1 protein-coding gene is annotated in these 562 nt (G+C 68.5%); it reads left to right on the plus strand.

Annotated elements, in window-relative coordinates; all coding sequences use genetic code 11:
• Nucleotides 1–50: 50 nt before the first annotated feature.
• Nucleotides 51–562: lytic transglycosylase (locus tag K6I33_RS35590; protein ID WP_229358904.1), on the plus strand; the 512-nt coding region annotated here is incomplete at its 3' end.

The raw sequence follows: 562 nt of genomic DNA on the forward strand, positions 1-562 counted from the left end.
CGCCAATGACGGCCACCGGCGGCTTCGCGATTGGAAGGTTCACCTCAGCCATGCGTTCCACGATCTCCGGTTATACCGCTCTGCCCAAGGCCCATAAGATCTCCGCCACCGCTGTCCTGGTGGCCGCTGGTGCCGCTGTCGCCCTGGCCGCCGTCCCGGCCACCGCCGCCGAGGCCCACACGGTCAAGACGGTCGCGCAGAACGCCGGCGAGTTCGGTACCACGCAGCAGGCCGAGCTGGACGCGGCCACCGACGCCGCCATCGCCCAGGCCACCACCACCGCCGCCGCCAAGACCAAGGCCGGTGACGAGCGTGCCAACCGCTCCACCGAGCGCACGGCCCTGAAGGCTGCGGCTCCGGCTGCCAAGAAGGCCTACGCGGACAACCTGGACGGCTGGATCAAGGAGTCCCTGGACATCCTGAGCTCGAAGGGCGTCCCCGCCTCCTACGACGGCATCAAGCGCAACGTCATGCGTGAGTCGACCGGCAACCCCAACGCCATCAACGACTGGGACGTCAACGCCGTCAACGGCGTCCCCTCCAAGGGCCTGCTCCAGATCAT

Source organism: Streptomyces sp. UNOB3_S3, assembly GCF_020740895.1.
Lineage (GTDB): Bacteria > Actinomycetota > Actinomycetes > Streptomycetales > Streptomycetaceae > Streptomyces.